The sequence below is a fragment of the Haloarcula sp. H-GB4 genome, assembly GCF_030848575.1.
Taxonomy (GTDB): domain Archaea; phylum Halobacteriota; class Halobacteria; order Halobacteriales; family Haloarculaceae; genus Haloarcula.
Genome location: NZ_JAVDDX010000006.1, coordinates 50,063 through 65,907, shown reverse-complemented (window position 1 = coordinate 65,907; position 15,845 = coordinate 50,063). Strand labels below are relative to the sequence as shown.

Sequence of the window (15,845 nt, the reverse complement as noted above, 5' to 3'; positions counted from 1 at the left end):
CGTCGCCCGCCGTCGATCCAGCCGAAAAGAGGCCGTATTGACCGATGAGTATGTGACGGAATGGCTCCTAACAGAATACCGTGAGTGTGGAAATTCAGATTTCCCGACGACCCCGAGAAATCATCCTGTTCCGCCTGTAATCGGCAATTGTCGGCTCCGAATCAGGGATCAGGATCGTACTCCTGGGCCGCGTCCCAATAGCTCCCAATCCGGTCAACGAGTTCGTCAGGATGCTCGGCAAACAACCGTTCACCGAGTGCGCGCCCTTGGCGATGTAATTCAGAGCGCCGGCCAGTGATGAGTTCTTCAAGTGTCGATCGCGTCGTCCCGTCGAACAGTTCCTCCTCGTGCATCATGATACTGAACTCCGCGAGGTCATTTTCGTCACCGATGATGTCCGAGAGGGTCTTGAGTTCGTTACGGCGAGCTTTCATCGGGCCCACCCACACCCGGCGGAGCAACCGACAGTGATATCGGTGGTACTTGATCCGCTTGCGCCATTCGTGAAACCGCTCGAACTCCGGGTCATCGTAGGCGTCATCCATCCGATTCCGAGCGCGCTTGTACGACTTTCTGAGCCCGCCGGCGACCGCGTCGTACCCCTCGGTTGCGATGGGAAGCGTATCCACCCGTTCTCGACCTTCTACGAGGTCAGCTCGGACTTCTGCCAGTCGGGCGTCGAGGTCCTGCTCGGCCGCGACTTGCTCACGGCGGTCGACTAGGATCCCCCGAAGGTCAGCCAACGTCTCATCAGTCAGTGATCCGTGATCGGCCGCCATTGGCTGAACGTGGTCGTCAAAGGTCTCGATGGCCGCTTGCGCGTCCCGAATATCGGAGATACGCCGTCCGGCATCACGATAATGGGCGTTCTCAGCGCTGTAGGTCGGAAGGACAGGTCGAACGAGCCTGACCGCCGCACGCACCTCTTTGCACCGTTTCCGAACCTCGTGGACGGTCTCGTGACGATCCATATCGCCGTCGATGTGTTCGATACCCCGTTCGACCTTGCCATCGATTATTCGCTTGATACCCTCAGAGACTCGTTCGTCGGGTTGCAGCGTGTACTCCATATCAAGAACGACTTTTTTGTGGAAATAAAAAGCTCCGTCCAAACACCATGTTCCGCTTTTCTTGTTGCTTGTTCAAATAATTCCAGATGTGGAAGCAGACGAAAGAGCGGCGAACTGCTCAACGGCAGAGTGTCACTCAACGGCGTCGAATGATACCTTCTCAGTCTCAGTCGGCAAAGACCGCAGGTGTAGACTGGCTACTGTCTCCGACAGGTGTCGCCCCGGTTGGGTGGACCCACTTGTGCTCTGCACGGTTCTCGTAGGTCTGTTCGGGGGCAACGCTGATTAACCGGTCTGCAGCGTACTCGTATGCAGTCAATACATTGCCGTACACACAACCGGTGTCAAGACCCAGGGCGTGTGATCCAACGACTGGGTCAGCTAACGGTTTGTGGCCGAAAAAGACCCGACGAGAACCGGTATAGGACTCCCACCAGAAGCCGTCGTTTACTTCGGCAATGTTCTGGAGGTCCGTTGCCGAGTGTGCAGCCAGCGGTCGGGACGGGTCAATGCCCCCGTGGATGACAATTCCCTCATCCCAAGTAATGGCGACTGGGAGCGATGCCAAATATTCTAGGTCATCATCGTCGAGTGTGGCAAGGTCTTTCTCGCCCCGGAGGAGCTTTTCTTCGTTATTGCCGCGGACAGACAAGAAATTCGGACGCGACCGGACGAGATCGACTACTCCCGCACTGTCCGGGCCCTTCCGTACAAGATCACCGACAAACAAAACAAGGTCTTCGGATGTCGGCCCAAGTTCTGTCAAGAGACGCTCAAGAGTGGAGCGACAGCCGTGGACATCGCCAATAATATACAATTGGTCCCAGGCGGCCGGGTCGATTTGCTTGGTTTGTGCCGCGACAGTCTCAGAAAACAAGTGAGTCATTGTAATTACGATAGCTATTGGACTTCAAGTGCATTTCTAATAGGGATAGAGAATGGTATTGTCGAATATATATTCCATCTTCACTAGCGTAGTTATAGTTCGCTTCGTGCCTGCTGAGGGAGGCCATCCGTCGGTGGTATCCACTCTCTGGTCGGGGTGTCGTTGGCATCACTTAGTTGAATGTCTCCAGTTTTATCAGCCATCATGACCCGATAGATGCCCTGTTTACTCTCATCAAGCCTATGAGACGAGAGATGGTCTGATGCTAACTCTTTCAACCGGTCCCGTGTGGTGGTTGCCTTTTGTTGATAAAAGCATACTTTCTCACAAACGGGGCATTGGAGTACTCCCAGTGCAACCATACGGGGTAATAATGTTTGCAGAAAAAATACGCTGCTATGATGGCTATTGTGTTCTATGTATGTAGCGGTGTCCCTCCTGGCCGTTTGGATCAGTTTTCGTCCGTCTTTTTGCCATATAGTCTCCGGAGTGCCGCTTCAGCGCCCCCTCTCGTCTTCAGGTAACGGCGACCACCCTCCGGGGTTCGAACAGTAAACTCGTAGATGTTGCTGTCAGGCCGGTACCACTTCTCTGGATGGCGATGAAGCGGATCCCCCGTAACCGTCCCCCCATCGCTTGTTTGCTGATTCAGAGTTGACTGAGTGTCTTGATCTTCGGATATCTCCGCGGCGCCCTCATCAGTATTAGCCTGAACAAGAATATTACTCTCCACAGGAAAATCCGTCGCGACACCCGTAGTGATGTCATCGTCCGTTGCTGCCCGTCTCGTCTCGCTCATCAGAACTGACTGCGTATCGACTACCCTCTCGCTGTCGGCAGGGTACTGCTGGTCGTAGCTCCCATCAGGATTCATCGTCCAGCGTTTACGGTTGTCAGAGAGTATGAGATCGAGAATGAATTTCAGCTGTTGCCGAATCACCGGGTCCTCAACGGGCGTCACTGCCTCAACTCGGCTGTCGAGATTCCGGGTCATCCAATCAGCACTGCCAATATAATATTCGGGTTGCCCACCATGGCCCTGTGGACCCGTCTCTTCGGAGTCGTTCGCCTGTGCACCGTTCTCGAAATAGAAGATGCGGGAGTGTTCAAGAAATCGACCCACAACAGAGTGAACCGAGATATTCTCACTAATACCGTCGATTCCGGGCCGGAGACGACAGATATCGCGGACGATGAGGTCGATCTCGACCCCGGCCATTGCCGCCCGGTACAGTTCTTCGACTATTACTGGGTCTTCGAGGCCATTGACTTTTGCCACAATCCGTGCCGGACGCCCGGCCTGTGCGTGCTGGGCCTCGCGACGAATGTATCGGGTAAACTCCTGGCGCATCGTCACCGGCGCGACCAACAGTTTCCGGAACTGGTTATCTAGACCCGGCCCGGTAAATGAATTAAACAGTGTCACCAAGTCCTGCCCAATATCTCTGTCGGCGGTCAACAGCCCAAGGTCGACGTACCCCTTTGCAGTCTCAGAGTGGTAGTTCCCAGTCCCGACGTGTGAGTACAGGTTAACATCGTTACCCTCCTCGCGGACCACGAGCGCAGTTTTCGTGTGGGTTTTCAATCCGATTGTCCCGTACGCGACGTGGATGCCGTTTTCCTCCAGACGTCGGACCCACTGAAGATTGTTCTGCTCGTCGAAGCGAGCTTTCAGTTCGACCATTACCGCGACCTGTTTACCGTTCTCCGCGGCCTCGATGAGCGACTCGATGACCTGCGAGTCGCTTGCAGTTCTGTAGATAGCTGCCTTCACCGCCAGCACGTCAGGGTCGTTCGCTGCTTCGGTCAAGAACCGCTGGACCGTCCTGTCGAAGTCGTGGTACGGATGATGGAGCAAGATGTCATCGTCGTAGATGTGGTCGAAAACAGTTTGATTGGTCGTCTCTTGCTCTGCTTCGTCGAATGGAGATTGTTGGCCCTGCTCCAGCCGTGGATGTGGCTGTGGCGTCCACGGCTCGCGCTTGAGTTCCGGCCGGTCTATATCAGTCAGCGTCTTGAAGTCCCGATAATCGATTGGAGCATTCAGAGCGTATATCTCACGGTCGTCAAGCTTCAGTTGCTCTTGCAGCGTCTCCTGAATCCGACTGTCAGCGTCGGGTTCGATTTCCATCCGAACAACGCTGGCAAACCGGCGTTGTTCGAGAACATCCTCAATCATATCGATGAGGTCCTCAGCGACCTCCTCGTTCCGGTGCACCTCGGCGTTGCGTGTGAGGCGGAACAGTGCCGTATCGAGTATCTCGATGTTCGGCAACAGGAGGTCAAGATTGTTGCGGATAACGTCTTCAACCAGCACGTACCGCGTCCCGCTGTCGACGTCTATCAACCGCGGCCTGTTGGGCGGAATCTTGATCCGAGTGAACGTCGGCTCATTCTCGTTTGACTGCTCCGTGAGGACGGCGAGGGACAGCGACCGGTTCGAAATGAACGGGAACGGATGGGCCGGATCAAAAGATAATGGTGTCAGCGCCGGTTTGACCGACTCCTCGAAGTAGTCCCGGACCTGAGACTGTTCTGCTGCACTCAACTCGGCGTAATCGACTACTTCAATGCCCTCGTTGGCCAGCGCTGGACGGACCTTTTTTTGATAACACTTCGCCTGTTTTTTCAGCATCGGCTGCAGTTGGTCGTGGATTTCTTTCCACTGCTCGACAGCTGTTCGTCCATCAACTGTCGTCCCTTCGATACCTGCATCGATCTGCTGTTTGAGTCCTCCGATACGCTTCATCACGAACTCGTCGATATTACGTGTGAATATGGACAAAAACCGGACTCGTTCGAGCAACGGATTCCGGTTATCCAGCGCCTCATGAAGCACTCGTCGCTGGTACGCGAGCATACTGAGTTCCCGATTCAGATAGAGGTCTGTATCCTCTAAATCAACATTTGGCGGCTCATACGGCGAGATATCGAGCGGCGAGTCGGTATCCATGTTAGAGGTGTGAGTGTTGATCGTGTGGTTCAGCGATGCTATCAGCCGGCCGCTGGACGTGCGTCTCGGCTGGCTCGACAGATATGAATTTCTCAGCTCGGTAATCGTACGCTGTCAACTGGCCACCGTGCACACAGCCCGTATCAAGCCCTACCGCGTATTCACTATCGAACGGCTCAGCAAGAACGGTGTGTCCAAAAAACACCCGCGGCAACTCTTGACGCGCTTCGAACCAGTACGGGCGGTCGTAGCTCCCGTTGGGGACAAGCGAACGAGTGTTCAACAGTTCATCAAGTGTGTGTTCGACGACCGGCTTCCGATGGTCAATACCACCGTGAACCACAACGACGTCGTCCCAGGAAATAACGACGGGAAGCGATTCGAGATACGCCAGGTCGGTTTCTGTGAGGCTATCGATCGATTCGCGGCCGTCAATCAGTTCCTGCTCGTTGTTTCCGCGAACGGAATAGAAGTTCGGTGTGTTACTGACGAGATCGAGGACGGCTTTGCTGTCCGGTCCTTTCATGACGAGGTCGCCGACGAATACGACGAGGTCACCGGGGCTCGGATCGAGCCTATCGAGTAACCGACAAAGCGCCTGGTAGCACCCGTGGACATCTCCGGTGATGTATATATTGTCCCAGTCAGTGCTATCCAACTGGTGATGTGTGGCGTCGATTGTCGGGTTGAGCGTGAACCTCGATGGCATGGTACGTTTGATTGTGATCCGACTACAGATACCGGAACGTACAGGATTGCGTATTTAATCAGTTATATGATGAGTATATAGTAGTATGTATCGCTGTTGTCAACCACCGGGCGAACCCACCTCACAGGTTTGAATTCTCCGTGTCGCGCTCGCTATATGGATCTCCACACGGAGAGTGAAACTCATTACCACGAGAGTCGAAACGCGTTGTTCGGTTGCCGGATGAACCAACCCGAACATCACGTGGGGAGTGAGTCCTCTATACGGGTCGCCACGAGGACTCTGAAGAACCGGGATAGCTCCTGAACGGTCTCCAACGAATCGACGTGCTCGTAGCTCTCAAACTCGTCACACATGCATCCGCCACTACGCTTGTAAGTCGCAACACAGCCTTCAATCCGGCTTTGTATGGTTTTCAATTCCCGCGGCGAGATGTTATCATCAACCGCCACTCCCGTGACATCCTGGATAAATCGCTCGTACCCATCAAGCCTCAAGCGCCACTCACCGTCCTTGTGCTCGAACCCACCGAGATCAGGCGGGTCGCGGCCGCCCGGGTAGGAGGCGTCAAAAATTATCTCTGTCATATTGATATGTATATGAATATAGCCGTATATACATCTTTCTTCTTACACATAAAAGGTAAGTATAAATAGATAATAATATTATAATGATATTACGAAACAATTGTCTGAGATTGACCTCCTCCAGACTCTGAAAGACGTGGAATCCAGCCATCGGACTTCCGCCAAGCATGACGTTCGAGGTTCCAACCCGTACTTAAGCGGAATCGGCAGCATACCGGCGGAAATCTCGTTTCCTCTCCTGTATAGGCCTGTAAGACGTATCGACGACGACTTCAAAGAGGTCGAGTCACTGTGACTGAGGAAAATCTGCTGGCCCGACACCCTCAACCACGATGAACAGCTGGTCGTCACTCATTTTCGACCGCCTCAACGAGCAGCGTCGTTTCCGGCAGGTCGTCGCGAGAGGTCGACAGGAAGTCGGAGGTTTCCACCGTTTCCTCGACCAACTCGACCAGTTCCTCCGAGACATCGCCAAAGTGAACGATGGCGTCGGGATCGGGATAGTTGTCGTACTGCTGTGCAGCCGTCTTGTCTGTCTTGTTTACACTCATAATCGGTATGCGGCACGCCCTCAGTGGGACGCCCGCCACCCCGTTGGGGCGCAGAAAATACACGGCGGCTCGTTCCCGGCCATCCGATTCATCGCGATGAGCCTTACCTGCCTCCAGAAGCGGGACCGCCGGACCGGCCTGCCGGTCCAAGGTGGAGCGTGTCCCCCGAGCGCAAGCGCTCGGGAACCGTGACCGTGAGAGTGAGCGAAAGAGAGGGTGGTACGACTCCTCGATTATTCCGCGATTACGTTCCCGTTCTCGTCGATGGCATACCTGAGTGGGTACACGTTGCCGTCGATATGCGTAGCCTTCTTCGGCAGCGTCTCGTTCAGCCACGCTTCGCGGTCGGCGTCGGTTTGGATGTCCTCGTTCGGGGAGTGGACGCTGAACAGGTCCATGCTCACCCAGCGATCGACCGTCAGCTCGCCGGACGGGGAGTACACCTTCACGCGCTTGTTTTCGGCGTCAACACCGACGACGGCGAGTGCAGACGTGCCCTCGGTCGTTTTCAGTCCATCACCGATATCCACGGCATCAGGGTCGATATCGAGGTCGTCGCACTGCTGTACAGCCGTCTCGTCTGCCTTGTTTTCACACATAGTCGGTTTGGCGGCACGTCCTCTGTGGGACGCCCCTCACCCCGCTGGGGCACAGAAATTATGCGACGGCTTGCTCCTCAGCATCCGATTCATCGCGACGGATTTCCCGTGCCCGCTCTCGAAGGCGAGACTGGATCGGCGTCCGGTTCTGGTGCTTGTTCTCGTATGCGAGATACCGCTTGACCGTCTCCATTGAGTGCATACAGTTGATGCCGGCGACGATTGGCTGGAGATGATCGGCGTCCAGCAACCGCTCTGGAGGGAGTTTGTCGAGAATTGGGTCAGAAGTGTCGCTCATGAATCCTCCTCTCGGAAGTCATCGAGTGTCGTCCTGCGTTTGTACCGACAGCCCGGGTAGTGAGCTAGAAGCGTCTCGTCGACGGCGTCCCAGAAGCCGATTTTATGCGGCGCAACCGACTGCCAGAACCGGGCGCGTGCCAGTGCTGCCGCAAGTCGGTGGCGTTCCTCACGACGCCACTGCTCGCGCTCAATCATCGCCATCCCGACGCTCCCTCCGGTCGATCCGCCATGTACGAGCTGGCAAGCTCCAGCCCGGCATCGAGTGACCGTCGCGTCCCGACCAGTTTGGTCGCCCGTTCGAGCGTCCAGCCAGCGTCGCCACCTTTGAGCAGGAGTGTTGCTCCGGTGTCGGGGATGTGCCACCCGATCGTATCGTTGCCAACGGCGAGAAATTCCCACTTACCGATAGCGGCCTCCTGTGCCGCGCTCTGCGTGTCAATCAGCGCATCCGAGCGTGGGCCACCAGCGCCGAAATCGCCCAACGTGGCCGTGCCTGCTGCGTTCATGCAGCGACCTCCTGCCGGTCCCAACCAGCGAGTTCGGCTTCGATGACGCTGATGATGGTCGCAACTTGTTCCTCTATCGTGTCTGCCTGCTCGTCGTCGACGTCCAAGAGCGAGCGAAGTTCGAGTATGTCCAGGAGGTCGATACTCTCTGAGCGCCGGGCCACCGCACGGAGGACAACCGCTTCAACATCGGCGCTGCCGGACTGCCCCCGAACAGTCGTCGCGATGGACTCGACGAACTTCGGGGTGGGTGGCTGTGACAGGTCTTCCGAACGACGGTAGGACATATTTCGAGACATCCTCTCACCCGCCAGAGGCACACAAAATTGGGACTTGCTGCCGCTGTAGATGGATTTTTGTGATTACTGTGCTGGCTGAAATACCCGCTCAATAAGACTGCCTACTGACCGCTGAGACTCCTAACAACTTTCGTATATTTTCTGAAAGCCGTGCAAGATGTAGAGCGCGTATGCAGTATCCATCATTTAGGTTGGTCAAGGGTCTCTAATTTGACACAGTTTTCCCCACAAAGATTAATCGGGATTTCTCTCCCATCGAAGTATATCCGAATTACTCGATTGGCGACTTCTTTGTTACACTTTGAGACCATATAATCTGATGGCATATTCGTGATGATGCAGAGATCTCAATTATATAGGTCTGCTACAGCGACCAATATACTGCAATACCGATTCCCGATATATGACACAACAAGCATATTTGTTATCTTAATTTAATATGTTTTACACTTATTCCCTCATCATCAATCTATGAAAATCGTCTATCGTCTGTCATTCTTCACCACCAGCAAAATATAGACAGAAGTAAATCTTTATATTTCGATATTACTCTTTAGTCATATGAACCGACGAAAGTTCCTAAAATATATATCAGCACCGGGTGCGGTGGGTTTGGCTGGTTGTGGTGGCTCATCATCGGACGGGAATGCGACTTCTACAGTCCCAAAAGAGATTGAAGACGCTCGAGACGAGCACAGCGAGTCGCAAGCAAGTCAGGATACTGCTACACCCGAACCCGATGCCGAACCGCTTGATTGGATTAGTACTGGCGGGAATGGCCAGAACAACCGCTATATTCCATCCTGTGAGTTCAGTAGTGAAGAGTATACCAGCAACTGGGTCAGCCGAGTCGGAGAATCAGAAGACGGCGCCGAAGAAGTCATCACCGGTGGCAGCCGAATCTATGTCCTCAAGCGGAACATCATTGCTGCTTACCACGGAAATGGGGATGTCATTTGGACTGGACAGAATCCCGCGATTGATAACCTGGGTTACGCAGACGACCGAATCGCAGCCACAACGAATAACGGGGGGATTTTGATTGTGAACGCCGATACCGGTGAGCGTGAGAGTCTACTTACCGATGTTGGGGAAGACCCAGTCGCCACACAAACTACTGCAGAAGGGTACTACGCTGTCACATACGATGACTACGGCGACACCAAGCTGACTGTCGTGGATATGGCTGCCGGTGAAGTGGTAATAGACCAAGACCTCGAAGATTTGAGTAACTACACCGAGCATTTGCTCGCTGCTGGGGAACAGATTTTTCTCATCGGATACGATACCACCGATGACTCTCAAGACTACCCGATGCGCGTGGCGGCGTGGAACGCCGCTGATGGGGAATTGGATTTCGGGTTCACTACAACATGGCTGACCGATAATTCGATGGAAGGGTTCGAAGGTCAGACGATGGTTGACGATCAACTTTTCGTCCTCATAGCTGCATACGACAACTCCACGTTGGGGACGACGGAGAAATCGGGTCTGGGCCTGCTTGCCTTTGACAGCGATGGTACCCTCAATTGGACTGTTCCAGATATTCTCCCTCAACCTGAGGCAACCGACATCTTCACAAACGGGTCGCAGGTTTGTGTCGTAGCTGACGATACCACCATAGCGTACTCCGTTGATGATGGTTCGAAGACGTGGGAGTACAGCACCAGACAGAGTTTCGCTCCGGATGCTGGAATAATCGCTGATGAGCATCTTCTGATCCCCGATCAAGGAGGGATCGAAGGGATCCGTGTCCATAACATCGAGACTGATAGTGGGGAGGCCTCACGTACGCAGTTGTACACCGTTCCCGACGATCGACAACCTAACCTCGTTGATGCGCCTGTACATATTCGTCCAGCAACTAGCGGGCTTTATACCATGGGGCTCCAGCTCCGGCATCTCTCGACTGATTCAGATTGACTTGATCGGCTCTTATCCGAACTGATACCAAGTCCATTTCGGGGTTGCACAGAAGACGAACCTGATGGAAGCGGTCAACAAGATCGATATACGATCTGAATGCTCGCTTTGTGTATACTTCTTAGCGCGCTCTTCAGTAAACTGGCGGAACCAGGAGTATTAGTGCCTCTGGCTTGGCAAAAACGGGTATGCATGAGGACCGTCCTGCCTTCGGCCAGAGGCTAGCGGAACTTTCGGAACTTGGGGTAATAGAATTTCGGCCCGAGCCGCTCGACGCCATCGTCGAGCGGCGTCTCAAGACGACCTGGGAGGAACGATGTTGTCCAAACTGTGGCGCAGACAGTCTCCATGCTCTCAACGGCTCTGACCGTATCTGGTGTGGCCGCTGTGACTGGAAAACCACGTACACACGAGGCACCCCTTTCTACGATTCGGAACTCACTCCCGGTGAGTTCCTCATCGCCTTCATCCTCTATGCTGATACGCTGCTCAGCATCACCCAGATCGCTGAACTCCTCTCACCGTGTTACACGACTCTTCACGACCAGCTCAGAGAGTTTGAAACCGCGTTCTGTCGGGAATTTCCGACTGTCTGGGAGCGCATCTCCCAGACAGTCGATGGGCCAACACAGGTCGATGAAACACAGCAGGTGTGTTCGGGCTTCAAAGGCCAAGACCCGCCGCGGGAGGGACTCGACCGCGGCGGGTCGCCCGAGGGCGGACGCACCCGCTGGACAGGGGGTCAGGGAGACGAAATGACGCTCGTCGCGGCTTGCCGTGACGTGCTTCGCGTGGTCTCAGCCCAAGAGGGAAGCGACTACGAAGATGATCTCGGGCCAGTTATTGAGGAAGCAGACGACCTCTCCCAGCCGCTGGGAGAGGTCTGGACTGATGGATTGCCAGCATACCGAGGCATGGAGCACGATCACCGATACGTTGTCCACGACGACCGGTACGTCTCCGACGAAGGCGTCCACACAAACCAGGTGGAGTGTCTCTGGTCACTGCTCCAGCCGTGGTTGGCGAAGTTCCGCGGCCTGTCCAAGCAGGGCTTGGAACAGGCCGCTCGGACCTACGGCTTCCTCCGGTCACTGAACCTTACTGGGGCACCGATTCACGGTCTCGTTGATTGCATCGCCGTCAATGTATTCCGCTATAGTAGCCGTTAGAACTTTCCGCACGTAGTGCGTTGAGTAATCTAATGGATCATCTTGACGAGATCTCCGTCAAGGAACTTCAAGACGCTCTCGAAAACGTGGACGGAAACAAGCCGACACAACGGTTGTTAGCGGCAATCGCCTACAAAAATGGCGTTACGCAGACCGAACTTGCTGAGTGGCACAACACTGGTCGAAGAACGATCTATAGCTGGCTCAAGCGACTCGACACCGACGAGTCGCTTGAGCAAGCTGTAACTGATGATAAAAAAACTGGTAGAAAAAGAAAATTATCAGATTTAGAGCTAAAACATTTCCAAGAGACTGTTCACGAACCGCCGGAACAAGCTGAAATCGACGCGCCGGCGTGGACGCCGGCGCTTGCTCAAGACTATCTCGAAGAAACGTACAGTGTCAAGTATTCAATCCCGAGTTGTCGGCGGTTGCTGAAAGAAGCGGGATTGAGCTATCAGAAACCACGCCGTTCAGCCGCCGAATCCGATGAAAACGAGAAAGAGGAGTTCTACGACGAGCTCAAAAAAAGCGGTGGGAGATGGACGCCACCGTAGTCTGTATTGACCAAACGAAGAAATCCGTCCAAGTTGAGCCGCGTGCCGCGTGGTTTCCTCGCGGCACGCGGCCTTCCGTCGAACTCTCTGGCCAACGCGATTGGACGTGTCTGTTGGGCGCGATCACCGAGAACGGTGATCGCTTTTTCTCCCGATTCACCGAGTACGTCACCGCCGAACATGCAAAACATTTCATTTTGGCATTATGCAAAGAATTCGAAGATAACTTGATCGTTGTGTTAGATGGAGCGCCATATTTCCAGGCGTCGGCCGTCACGGACCTAGCGGCCCGTGACGACCTCGCCTTCGTGACGTTACCGTCGTATTCACCGGAACTGAATCCTGTCGAAGAGTGCTGGAGACAGCTTCAAGCATCCCTCAGCAACCGCTTCTTTGACTCACTCGACGAGCTGACGACAGCGATTGATACAGCTCTCGACCATCTCTCAATCCCAAAAGTGAGCAACTACTTCTAACGTTTACTATAGTTCCGCCAGTCTACCGAAGAGCGTCTTAGCGAGTATATTAAAGGTATGATACAGTGACAATCCTGAAAGTACGAATACCGTAGTGTGGAACCCAATGACGAGTGAGTCATCATTCAAGTGCATACACGTCGTATCCCTGAGCGATGTAGAACTTTCCGCCAGCAAGGAACGGGCATCGCATCATTTTTACTGTCCCCGTATGCTGAATATCTATTGTATCCTTCATTGTCCACTCTACCTCTTTTGACTCTCTGTCCCAAGCCCGAAGGACTCCGTCCTCAGTGACCGCGTAAATATTGGCTCTGGAGACAATCGGAGCAGCGAACACGTCTCCTGGTATTTCAAGAGTGAGATCTGACATGTCCGCCGTATCAATCACCAAGATCCCGTCACGAGTCCCGATGTGAAGAATTCCGTCAACCAATGTGCCGGGAGATAGCAGCGCATCGTACACATTTTCAACGAACTCTTCGCCCGTTTCGAGGTCGAAGTGTCGGACAGTAGTCTCATCGAACTGAAACACGTCTCTGCCATTCAAAATTGCCGGCTCATTGATGAATCCGCCCCTTCGCGGATTCTCACCGATGGGATTGCCTTGGTGAGTGAACATATAGAGACGATTCGACCCACTGAGTACAATTCCGTGCTCGTTGATCGCCGGTGGTTCTGTCAGTCTATCATCAACGCTACCGACCTTGTTCGATAGTCGCCATTGCTCCGACAACGACCGGGAATACCGAGCGAACTCACCAGAGCGATAATCCACCTGTTCGTTGCCACTGCAGAATACGTACACGGAATCGTCGTAGAGTGTTATGGTTTCCACACGATCGCCGATATACTGCGACGTGTTTGTATACGGATCCTGATTGACGACATCGTACGCGACGACTAGTCCACTCTTATCGCCTTCACTCTGCAAAGCCTTTCCACCGACGTACAGAATTCCAGTATCAATTGCGAGCGTCTCGATTGTCTCGAACGTTGGCAAATCCAGATCCTCAAGGATTGTTTCTGGCCCACTACCGTTGCAAGCACCGTACGATAACACCTGATTCTTAGTTGCGACGAACAGTGTTTCGTTGAATAGTACAGTGTCGTTTATAGATCCATGAAACGATACGCCACCTGCATCATCTCTTCCATTATCGTGCCATTTCACGGACGGCTTCATTGATGCCCTGACGGGTGAAGCGGTCTCCTGGTTGTGGCCCGTATTCTGTGCATCGTGCATAGCTTGGGTATATCCATGCGACACAGGGATCCGACAATCGTAGGTTTCTGCCGAGTACAGATTTGTCGTAGCCTGCAGTGCACTTTGTTGTAGACGCGAAATCTTCAGGATCATGTCAATTGTCGAGAGGACGTGTAGCAGGAACTTGGCGTCTTTCAAAAACTCATTATCTCCAATACCAGTAATGTTGCTTTTGAGAAGCTCGCGATACACTTGACCAACAGGCGTGAGCGTATTCACACCATCATAGTACGGACCTTCATTTTCACCCTCCTGAAATTCTTGGTTATAACCAATCTGTTCTGGTATGAGCCGGGAATGATCGGTCGCAACGGCGCCGTTTTCGATAAACTCCGCTGGTTCGAGTGATCCAATATCTACATCTCTTGCAACTTTGCCATGTAATTTCGCGCGGCCAGCGGTCACGTCAACGAAGTCACCATTCATATCCTGGTTGGAGTCGCTGTTGAATGTGTACAGCAACCTTCGAGAATAGACGTTCGGTAGCGTTTCACTGCCGGTTGCCTCGGCCCAGCTCTCAGCGAGTGCATCGATGAGATTGTAGAGAAGCATTCGCTCTGCATCGAGATGCTTGTCATACACTCTGTGAGCGTCCGTGCGAGTACCAACCGCTGGTTCAAAGAGTGTGACCGCGGGTAGGATAGTCTCGGACTCAAACTGCTGGAGTGTTTCTAGCTCCGAAAGATTAGACTCGAGTTGCGTAGTTGCCAGATCGCCAGTGATATTCGCAACTGTTTGCATCAGTGCATCAATCCATTCATCACCTGCCTCCGTCAGGGCTCTGTGCGTCGTCAAGAGGGATTCGACGGTATTCAGCGCCCACACATTCTGCGCTACTGTTTTGCCAAACAGCAACGCTGCAGTGACTTCTGTCCCTTCCTCTCGAGCACTCTGGACGTCAACCGGCGCTGCGATGCTCGCCGTGGCACGTAATGTGGTCCCCACCAGTTCTCTCGTTTCTTTCCATGCGGCCGCAGATGCCTCTTCAACGTCTTGTTGCCCAAACAATCGGTAGACATGTTCAAGAAGCTCTCGTTTTGACTCTACAAGGTTTTGCATCGGGATAAACGGCCGGTTATTGTAGAATTCGAGTCTTGGAGTGCCACGGTCTGGTGCTGCAACATTGTAATCCGGAAATTCCGATGGGTTATACCCATCTGACCATATTTTCTTGAACCCACGACCAGGGTTCAAATTTAAACCAGAATACTCCGATGTGCTGTTCAGAATCCGCGTGCAAGTCTTCTGGAATGGGAAAATAAAAGCATCCGTTTCCGAATTGTCACTGTAAATCCCGGTTTTTTTCGCAGTCTCTTCTACAGAAACTGAGAATATAGACTCCCAATCTGTTTTTTTCTCTGGTTCTATGACTTTCGCTAACTGCATTTCCACGATCGGGACCTTTCGGATTACATCTTCTTCAGTCGATACATTAGTCCGGTCGACTCCAGGCTTTGGTTCCGTGGTGGTCGTCACGACACCCTTTGCGCGGATATGTAGTTGTTTTCCTCCATCCACGTCATTGTCGATGCTCTCAACTGTCTTTTTGTCAGGGGTCTGGGAGAACGACACAAGGTCTGTAGCGGAGATCCCCGCTGACTCAATGCGAGACTGGATGGCTTCAGTGAACGTAATCCAGACTTCCAACGTTTTATTTCGGGGTTCGATAGCAATATGGGTCGCGTTCAGTGACTCATTAGATGATGACTCACTAGTCCCGAAGTTACACCCAGGAAGGATTGAGATACCACCCAGTGCAAATGATCCTTTGAGTAACTGGCGGCGTGACTGTTTCATATGAAACTAATTAAAAACTAAAGCTAAATAAATAGGTGGTGTGTTTGGACAAAAAACACATTATAATGAATGCTCCGGCTGGGTTCGATTCAAAACACGCCTACCAGTTATCTCACTTCGGAACATCTGTAACAAACGACTACCGGATGCTGCATCTATCCTCTGTACTGCTCATTAGCGGAGCAGACCCATCAGT

Annotated in this window: 15 protein-coding genes; 3 read left to right on the top strand and 12 right to left on the bottom strand. The window is 53.2% G+C overall.

Features of this window, described 5'->3' with window-relative positions; all coding sequences use genetic code 11:
• Positions 1–161: 161 nt before the first annotated feature.
• The 11 genes from RBH20_RS20375 to RBH20_RS20325 all read right to left on the bottom strand — a co-directional run bounded on the left by RBH20_RS20375 (position 162) and on the right by RBH20_RS20325 (position 8,448).
• Positions 162–1,070, bottom strand: coding sequence for a CHAD domain-containing protein (locus RBH20_RS20375; protein WP_306712124.1), 909 nt, complete (start codon positions 1,068–1,070; stop codon positions 162–164).
• Positions 1,071–1,236: 166 nt separating this feature from the next.
• A complete protein-coding gene (locus RBH20_RS20370) occupies positions 1,237–1,956 on the bottom strand; it encodes a metallophosphoesterase family protein (RefSeq protein ID WP_306712122.1) in 720 nt (239 codons plus the stop codon).
• Positions 1,957–2,407: 451 nt separating this feature from the next.
• Positions 2,408–4,909: a polyphosphate kinase 1 gene (gene ppk1 / locus RBH20_RS20365; RefSeq protein ID WP_306712120.1), complete on the bottom strand. Its 2,502-nt coding sequence runs from the start codon at positions 4,907–4,909 to the stop codon at positions 2,408–2,410.
• Between the two features lies 1 nt (position 4,910).
• Positions 4,911–5,618 carry a metallophosphoesterase family protein gene (locus RBH20_RS20360; RefSeq protein ID WP_306712118.1) on the bottom strand — a complete coding sequence of 236 codons (708 nt, stop codon included), beginning with the start codon at positions 5,616–5,618 and terminating at the stop codon, positions 4,911–4,913.
• 239 nt (positions 5,619–5,857) lie between these two features.
• A complete protein-coding gene (locus tag RBH20_RS20355; RefSeq protein ID WP_306712116.1) occupies positions 5,858–6,205 on the bottom strand; it encodes a hypothetical protein in 348 nt (115 codons plus the stop codon).
• A gap of 347 nt (positions 6,206–6,552) precedes the next feature.
• Entirely contained in the window at positions 6,553–6,756 is a 204-nt protein-coding gene (locus tag RBH20_RS20350; RefSeq protein ID WP_306712115.1) for a hypothetical protein, read from the bottom strand.
• A 233-nt stretch (positions 6,757–6,989) separates the two neighbouring features.
• Positions 6,990–7,355: a hypothetical protein gene (locus RBH20_RS20345; protein WP_306712114.1), complete on the bottom strand. Its 366-nt coding sequence runs from the start codon at positions 7,353–7,355 to the stop codon at positions 6,990–6,992.
• 58 nt (positions 7,356–7,413) lie between these two features.
• The gene (locus RBH20_RS20340) at positions 7,414–7,653 is read right to left on the bottom strand and encodes a hypothetical protein (protein WP_306712113.1); all 240 of its coding nucleotides are present in this window, start codon (positions 7,651–7,653) and stop codon (positions 7,414–7,416) included.
• Positions 7,650–7,856 (bottom strand): hypothetical protein, encoded by a 207-nt coding sequence (locus tag RBH20_RS20335; protein WP_306712112.1) that lies wholly within the window; start codon positions 7,854–7,856, stop codon positions 7,650–7,652. Before RBH20_RS20335 ends, RBH20_RS20340 begins: the two co-directional genes overlap by 4 nt.
• A complete protein-coding gene (locus RBH20_RS20330; RefSeq protein WP_306712111.1) occupies positions 7,847–8,161 on the bottom strand; it encodes a hypothetical protein in 315 nt (104 codons plus the stop codon). Before RBH20_RS20330 ends, RBH20_RS20335 begins: the two co-directional genes overlap by 10 nt.
• Positions 8,158–8,448: a hypothetical protein gene (locus tag RBH20_RS20325; RefSeq protein ID WP_306712110.1), complete on the bottom strand. Its 291-nt coding sequence runs from the start codon at positions 8,446–8,448 to the stop codon at positions 8,158–8,160. The genes RBH20_RS20330 and RBH20_RS20325 overlap by 4 nt, the downstream gene beginning before the upstream one ends.
• A gap of 573 nt (positions 8,449–9,021) precedes the next feature.
• Here RBH20_RS20325 and RBH20_RS20320 point away from each other — a divergent pair.
• The 3 genes from RBH20_RS20320 (at position 9,022) to RBH20_RS20310 (ending at position 12,585) form a co-directional block, all read left to right on the top strand.
• The gene (locus RBH20_RS20320) at positions 9,022–10,383 is read left to right on the top strand and encodes a PQQ-binding-like beta-propeller repeat protein (RefSeq protein ID WP_306712109.1); all 1,362 of its coding nucleotides are present in this window, start codon (positions 9,022–9,024) and stop codon (positions 10,381–10,383) included.
• A 188-nt stretch (positions 10,384–10,571) separates the two neighbouring features.
• On the top strand, positions 10,572–11,552 hold the full coding sequence (locus RBH20_RS20315) for an IS1595 family transposase (RefSeq protein WP_306712107.1): 981 nt from the start codon (positions 10,572–10,574) through the stop codon (positions 11,550–11,552).
• Positions 11,553–11,584: 32 nt separating this feature from the next.
• Positions 11,585–12,585, top strand: a protein-coding gene (locus tag RBH20_RS20310; RefSeq protein WP_306712105.1) for an IS630 family transposase whose coding sequence is annotated in 2 segments (ribosomal slippage) — positions 11,585–12,077 and positions 12,077–12,585 — 1,002 coding nt in all. Because the reading frame shifts where the segments join, the coding sequence is not laid out codon by codon here.
• A 121-nt stretch (positions 12,586–12,706) separates the two neighbouring features.
• On the opposite strand, the gene RBH20_RS20305 is transcribed toward RBH20_RS20310, so the two are convergent.
• Positions 12,707–15,649 (bottom strand): PQQ-binding-like beta-propeller repeat protein, encoded by a 2,943-nt coding sequence (locus RBH20_RS20305; protein WP_306712103.1) that lies wholly within the window; start codon positions 15,647–15,649, stop codon positions 12,707–12,709.
• Between the last annotated feature and the right edge of the window lie 196 nt (positions 15,650–15,845).

Bases quoted from the DNA above. Each gene is read 5' to 3' on its own strand.
- RBH20_RS20375 (WP_306712124.1), bottom strand. From the start codon at position 1,070: ATGGAGTACACGCTGCAACCCGACGAACGAGTCTCTGAGGGTATCAAG.
- RBH20_RS20370 (WP_306712122.1), bottom strand. From the start codon at position 1,956: ATGACTCACTTGTTTTCTGAGACTGTCGCGGCACAAACCAAGCAAATC.
- ppk1 (WP_306712120.1), bottom strand. From the start codon at position 4,909: ATGGATACCGACTCGCCGCTCGATATCTCGCCGTATGAGCCGCCAAAT.
- RBH20_RS20360 (WP_306712118.1), bottom strand. From the start codon at position 5,618: ATGCCATCGAGGTTCACGCTCAACCCGACAATCGACGCCACACATCAC.
- RBH20_RS20355 (WP_306712116.1), bottom strand. From the start codon at position 6,205: ATGACAGAGATAATTTTTGACGCCTCCTACCCGGGCGGCCGCGACCCG.
- RBH20_RS20350 (WP_306712115.1), bottom strand. From the start codon at position 6,756: ATGAGTGTAAACAAGACAGACAAGACGGCTGCACAGCAGTACGACAAC.
- RBH20_RS20345 (WP_306712114.1), bottom strand. From the start codon at position 7,355: ATGTGTGAAAACAAGGCAGACGAGACGGCTGTACAGCAGTGCGACGAC.
- RBH20_RS20340 (WP_306712113.1), bottom strand. From the start codon at position 7,653: ATGAGCGACACTTCTGACCCAATTCTCGACAAACTCCCTCCAGAGCGG.
- RBH20_RS20335 (WP_306712112.1), bottom strand. From the start codon at position 7,856: ATGGCGATGATTGAGCGCGAGCAGTGGCGTCGTGAGGAACGCCACCGA.
- RBH20_RS20330 (WP_306712111.1), bottom strand. From the start codon at position 8,161: ATGAACGCAGCAGGCACGGCCACGTTGGGCGATTTCGGCGCTGGTGGC.
- RBH20_RS20325 (WP_306712110.1), bottom strand. From the start codon at position 8,448: ATGTCCTACCGTCGTTCGGAAGACCTGTCACAGCCACCCACCCCGAAG.
- RBH20_RS20320 (WP_306712109.1), top strand. From the start codon at position 9,022: ATGAACCGACGAAAGTTCCTAAAATATATATCAGCACCGGGTGCGGTG.
- RBH20_RS20315 (WP_306712107.1), top strand. From the start codon at position 10,572: ATGCATGAGGACCGTCCTGCCTTCGGCCAGAGGCTAGCGGAACTTTCG.
- RBH20_RS20305 (WP_306712103.1), bottom strand. From the start codon at position 15,649: ATGAAACAGTCACGCCGCCAGTTACTCAAAGGATCATTTGCACTGGGT.